Below are 6,122 nucleotides of genomic sequence, written 5' to 3'. Positions count from 1 at the left end.
GACTCGACGGGGACGGACACGTTCACGTACAAGGTGCGCGACAACCTCGGCAAGGAGGGCATCGCGACCGTGCACGTGGGCATCGCCCCCGGCGAGGACGTGAACCAGGCACCCTATGCGGTGAAGGACGCCGTCGTCGTGCGCCCGGGGCGCGAGGTCGCGGTGCCGGTGCTCGCGAACGACTCCGACCCCGAGGGCGACCAGATCTCTCTCGTGAAGAAGGGGATCAAGCTCCCGGAGGGTGTCGCGGGCCTGGACGGCCGGGTGTCCGGAGACCGGGTGCTCGTGCAGGCGCCGAACGACGAGGTCGAGACCTCGCTGCGGTACACCATCGTCGACGAACGAGGTGCCGAGGCATCCGCGGTCCTGCAGATCACCGTCGACGAGGACGTGCCGCTGCTGTTCCCGATCGCCCGCGACGACCGCGTGAAGAGCGAGGACGTCAAGGACGGGACGACGGTCGAGGTCGACGTCCTTGCCAACGATGAAGATCCGGACGGCACGACGGACTCGCTGAAGCTGGTCGTCGAGAACGGCGGAACGGTTCTTCCCGACCGCAAGGTCCGTGTGAAGGTCGGCGACGAGCGTCAGCTGCTCCGTTACACGCTCACCGATCAGGATGAGCAGGAGTCCTCGGCGTTCATCCACGTGCCGGCGCTGTCTGATCTGCGACCGGTCGTGAAATCCAGCGCGTCGATCGAGGTCGTCAGCGGCGAGAAGATCGACGTGCCGCTCAGCGAGTACGTGACGGTCGCCGGTGGCGGCTCCGTCGTGATCACCGAGGCCGAGAAGGTCTCCGCCGTTCACGCCAACGGCGATGCACTCGTCAAGGACGAGCGAACTCTGGTCTACACCTCGGCACAGGGATACTTCGGATCGGACGCACTGACATTCGAGGTGACCGACGGCGCCGGCCCTGACGACCCGAAGGGCCGCAAGGCGACGCTGTCGATCCCCATCACGGTGCTTCCCCCGGACAACCAGCAGCCCACCTTCACCCGCGGTCAGGTCAACGTCGCGCCAGGGGAGAAGGCCGTGTCGCTCGATCTGGCCGAGCTGACCGACGACCCGGATCCGAAGGATGCCGGCAAGCACACGTTCCGCTATGTCGGCGGCGCGAGCGGAGGGATCTCCGCACGGGTCGAGGGCGACAAGCTGCTCGTGGAGGCGTCCTCGAATGTGAAGAAGGGCACGGCGGCGACGCTGACCCTGAGCATCACGGACGGCGAGACCGAGCCGATCGAGGGCACCGTCGACGTGACGGTCACGGCCTCGACTCGTGAACTCCCCACGGCGAACACGGACACCTTCCCGGAGTCGAACCAGGGTGAGACGATCACGGTCTCCCCGCTGGACAACGACGTGAACCCGTTCCCGGGCGAGGGTGACCTTCGACTGATCCGTGCCGAGCGCCAGAGCGGCGACGGCGAGGCGGTCGTGACCGGGGACAAGATCAAGATCACCCCGGGGGCGAAGTTCGTGGGAACGCTGACCGTCCGGTACCGGATCGGTGACGTCACCGAGGATCCGGATCGTGAGGTCGACGGCCTCGTCGTGCTGACGGTGCAGGGCAAGCCGGATGCTCCGGGCAAGCCGACAGTGTCGAGCGTGCAGGACCGCACCGTAGTGCTGTCATGGTCGCCTCCGGCGAACAACGGCGCGGAGATCACCGGGTACACGGTGCGCTCGGTGCAGGGTGCGTCCTACGAGAAGAAGTGCTCGTCGACGACGTGCACGCTCGACGGCCTGACGAACAACGTCAAGTACCTGTTCCAGGTGACGGCCACGAACCGGGTCGGCGAGTCCGACCCGTCGGCTTCGTCCGACGAGGCGCGACCGGATGCCCGTCCCGACACGCCTGCCGCACCGTCGCTCACCTATGGCGACAAGCAGCTGACGGTCAACTGGACCACTCCGTCGACACCGGGCTCTCCCGTGCAGTACTACACGCTGGAGCTGTCCGGCGGTGTCGGTGCGGGGCAGAAGACGAACATCACCGGCAACTCGTACACCTGGACGGGACTGGAGAACGGCTCGTCGTACACAGCCCGGGTGCAGGCGCACAACCTGGCGCCGGAGGCGTCCAGCTGGAGCCCCGATTCCCTGCCGGAGGTCCCGTCCGGCCCGCCGGCCAAGCCCGCGGCGCCGACGACGGCCGAGATGGCGGCGGTCGGCGACCGCGCGCAGATGCAGGTGAACTGGAACGCCCCCGACGACAACGGCGACTCGATCGACGGCTACGAGGTGCAGGTCATCCGCGGATCCAGTGTCGTGCAGACGATCCCCGTCGGCGCGGGCACGACGTCGCAGGCCATCGTGGTGGACACCTCGACGACGACGTACACGTTCAAGGTGCATGCCACGAACCGCTCCGGCTGGGGCGCATGGAGCGACCCATCCGCCGCGCGCCGCGCCACGATCAAGCCCGGTACGCCGGGTACACCGTCGGTGACCGCCGGTGACCGGAAGCTCACCGTCGATCCCGCCTCGTACGAGTTGGCCGATTCCGACCTGAACGGCGCGAGCAGGTCCGAGATGAAGTACCAGTACAGCCTCAACGGCGGCGGCTGGCAGGGCAGCTGGGATGGCTCGACGATCTCGGGCGTGAACAATGGCGACCCGTACCAGGTGCGCATCCGTGCGGTGGCGACCGTGAGCGGCAAGGACTACATCTCCGATCCGTCGGCCTCGTCGGCGAGCAAGACCCCGTACGGCATCCCGCCGGCGCCGAGCGTGTCGGCGCAGAACAACGGACAGTCGATCACCTTCTCGTGGAGCCCCAACGGAGACAATGGTGCACCGATCACGACGGAGATCAACGTCGACGGCAACGGCTGGAAGTCGGCGAACAACAGCGGCTCCACCACGGTCGGCAACGGTTACAGTCAGACCCACTCGATCAAGGTCCGAGTGCACAACAAGGCCGGCTACTCCGACGTGACCTCGAAGTCCGCGACGACCAGCAACCCGCCGGCACCGCGAGTGTGGGTGACCCAGGGATCCCTCGACCCGCAGGCCTGCGTGAACCGGTGCGCCAACTTCTTCGTGAACTGGCAGAACCTCAGCATCGGCAACAAGCAGGTCAAGTGCTACTCGAGCGCCTACCCCGGCGGCGTGAGCAGCTACACCTACAACGTCAACTTCGACGGCAACGGCGGGGTGGAGATCGCCTGCCACCAGGGTCGCGACGGCGTCGACGTCTGGATCGACATCATCGGCTGGGGTGACGGAGTGGACACCGAGAAGAATTACTGGCCGAGACCATAGGGTGATCGGGCGCCGCGGATGGGTAGTCCTCCCCATTCGCGGCACCCAGCACGCCCGGTTAGTATGGCCCGGTGCGGAACGTGGCCGGAGTCGACCGTCCCCCGTGCACAGCAGAGACAGCAGTTCCAGGGGGGAATAGGTTATGAAGGCGTTCGCCTGGGTCAGGACGCGCCCGAAGACGTTGGCGTCGGCCGCCGCCGTCACCGTGGGCGTCCTCACGATCACGACGATGGCCATGGCCTACGACGGCAACCCCACGACCGAGGTCGACCTGAACGACGGTGGCGTGTGGATCACGAAGTCGTCGAAACTGCTGGTGGGGCACTTCAACAACGAGTCGACGCTGCTCGACGGCGGCCTGCGCACGACGGGCGAAGACTTCGACATCCTGCAGGACGAGGCGACGGTCGCCGTCGTCAACCACGACGACTCGACGCTCGCGACAATCAATCCCGCGACGGTGGCGCTGAACGATGCGGTGCCGATCCCCGGTGCGAGCAAGGTCGCTCTTGCGGAGAACACCGTCGCCGTCCTCGACCGTGACTCGGGCGGACTGTGGGTCGAGTCGGTGCAGGGCATGGCCAACTTCAAGTTCGCCGGCAAGGATCCGCTCGTCGAGCTCGGCAAGAACGCGGACATCGCCGTGGGACGGGACGGCACGGTGTACGCGGTGTCGCCGGCGGAGTCGTCCGTGTACACGATCCCGGTCAGCCCGCAGGGCGACCCCGGAGATCCGCGCTCCGCCTCCGTGGAGGGGCTGAAGGCTTCGAGCCAGCCCTCGATCACTGTCGTCGGCGATACGCCGGTCGTGCTGGATCGCGCGCAGAAGGCCGTGATGTCGCCGGCCGGCTTCCGGACCGAGATCGACGGCGCGGACACCGCGGTTCTGCAGCAGCCGTCCGCCGGTGCCGGTGCCGTGGCGGTCGCGACGGCATCCCATCTTCTGGACGTGCCGCTGGACGGTGGCGACGTCGTCGCCACGAGCACCCGGTCGCAGGGTGTTCCGGCGGCACCCGTGCGCGTCGCGGGGTGCGTCTACGGCGCGTGGGGCGGCTCCGGTGCATTCGTGCGGGACTGCCTGGGCAAGTCCGCGGATCTCAAGGAGAAGATCCCCAACCTGAAGCCGTCGGCGACGCTGGAGTTCCGGGTCAACCGGAATGTCGTGGTGCTGAACGATGTCGTGGGCGGTTTGGCGTGGATCGCGACCGAGAGCCTGCAGCAGGTCGACAACTGGAACGACATCACTCCTCCGGAGGGCGAGACGGAGGAAGAGGAGAACACCACCGAGGAGACGGTGGAGACATCGCTGCCCGAGCGCAGTGAGGAAAACACGGCGCCGGTCGCCGAGGACGACGAGTTCGGTGTGCGTCCTGGCGGCACGACGTTCCTGCCGGTGCTGGACAACGACACCGATGCCGACGGTGACGTCCTCGTCGCCTCGGTGTCGAGCAAGCAGCCCTCGGTAGGCGAGGTGCAGCCGATCAACAACGGCAGCGCGCTGCAGATCGCGGTGCCCGAGGACGCGTCCGGCTCGGCGACCTTCGAGTACCTGATCGACGACGGTCGCAAGGGCACGGACACGGCGAAGGTGTCGCTGTCTGTGCACGACTGGAGCGTGAACGGCGCTCCGAAGCCGAAGCGGAAGAGCTCCTTGGCGGTGGAAGCCGGCGGCACGGTGTCGTACAACGTGCTCCCGGACTGGATCGACCCGGACGGTGACGACGTCTATCTGAAGGAGGTCGTCGCAGCCCCCGGCGACGAGGTCGACTTCACCACCGACGGCCAGATCACCTACCGCGCGATCGCGAGCCCTCCTGGCCGCCACGAGGTGCAGATCGTCGTCGCAGACGCGTCCGGTGAGGATGCCGGCGGCACGATCCAGTTGGACGTGCGTCCCGTGGGTTCGACCCTGCCGAAGACGAACGCCGATCATGTGGTGACCAAGGTGGGTCAGCAGGTGACGGTGTCACCGCTGGCGAACGACACCAGCTCCAGCCGTGAGCCCCTGCGGATGAGCCGTGTCGATCCTGTCGACGGTGCCACGATCGTGCCCGACTACTCGAACAAGACGTTCACTTTCAAGACTCAGACCGCCGGCACCTACTACGTGCAGTACCTGGTCACCGCCGGCGTTCCGTCCGCCGCGGGCCTGGTGCGCATCGACGTGGAGGAGGCCACGGAGGAGGACCTGGCACCGATCGCGGTGCGCGATGTGGCCCTCCTGCCGACCGGCGGCGAGGTGCTCGTCGGCGTGCTGAACAACGACACCGATCCTGCCGGCGGCGTGCTCGTGGTGCAGTCGGTGACCGTGGAGCCGGGCAGCGGTATCTCGGTGTCGGTGCTGAATCACGAGACCCTGCGCATCGGGGATCAGGGCGGGCTGAAGGACCAGGTGCGGATCAAATACCGCATCTCCAACGGCAAGCAGAACGCCGAGGGCGATGTCGTCGTGATTCCGATTCCTGCGCCGGACAAGCTGCTGCCGCCGGTGGCGAATGACGACACCGCGGTGGTGCGTGCGGGTGATGTGGTCACGATCCCGGTGCTGGACAACGACACGCACCCCAATGACCTGACGTTGCACGTGCAGCCGGAGCTGGTGGAGCCGTTCATCGACCCCGAGGACGGTGAGGCGTTCGTGTCGCAGGATGCGGTGCGCTTCCGTGCCGGCTCTGAGGCGAAGACGGTCTATGCGACGTACAACGCCGTGGACGAGAACGGTCAGATCGACGCCGGTTACATCACTATCCAGATCCTCGCGGTGGATGAGGAGAAGAATGCGGCTCCTCGTCCGCGGGATGTGACTGCTCGCACGATCAGCGGTACGACGACGAACATCGCGATCCCGCTGGACG

Annotated in this window: 2 protein-coding genes; both read left to right on the top strand. The window is 67.0% G+C overall.

The features are described from left to right. Positions 1 to 3,267, top strand: a 3,267-nt coding sequence (locus tag GON06_RS18430) for a fibronectin type III domain-containing protein (RefSeq protein WP_198346779.1), incomplete at its 5' end; no start/stop codon positions are given. 142 nt (positions 3,268 to 3,409) lie between these two features. After that, positions 3,410 to 6,122 (top strand): Ig-like domain-containing protein (locus tag GON06_RS18425; RefSeq protein WP_198346778.1); only part of this gene is annotated, 2,713 nt, incomplete at its 3' end.

This window comes from Microbacterium sp. MAH-37 (genome assembly GCF_009758255.1).
Classification (GTDB): domain Bacteria; phylum Actinomycetota; class Actinomycetes; order Actinomycetales; family Microbacteriaceae; genus Microbacterium.
The sequence above is the reverse complement of the archived record's forward strand: the minus strand, read 5'-3'. Positions and strand labels throughout refer to the sequence as shown.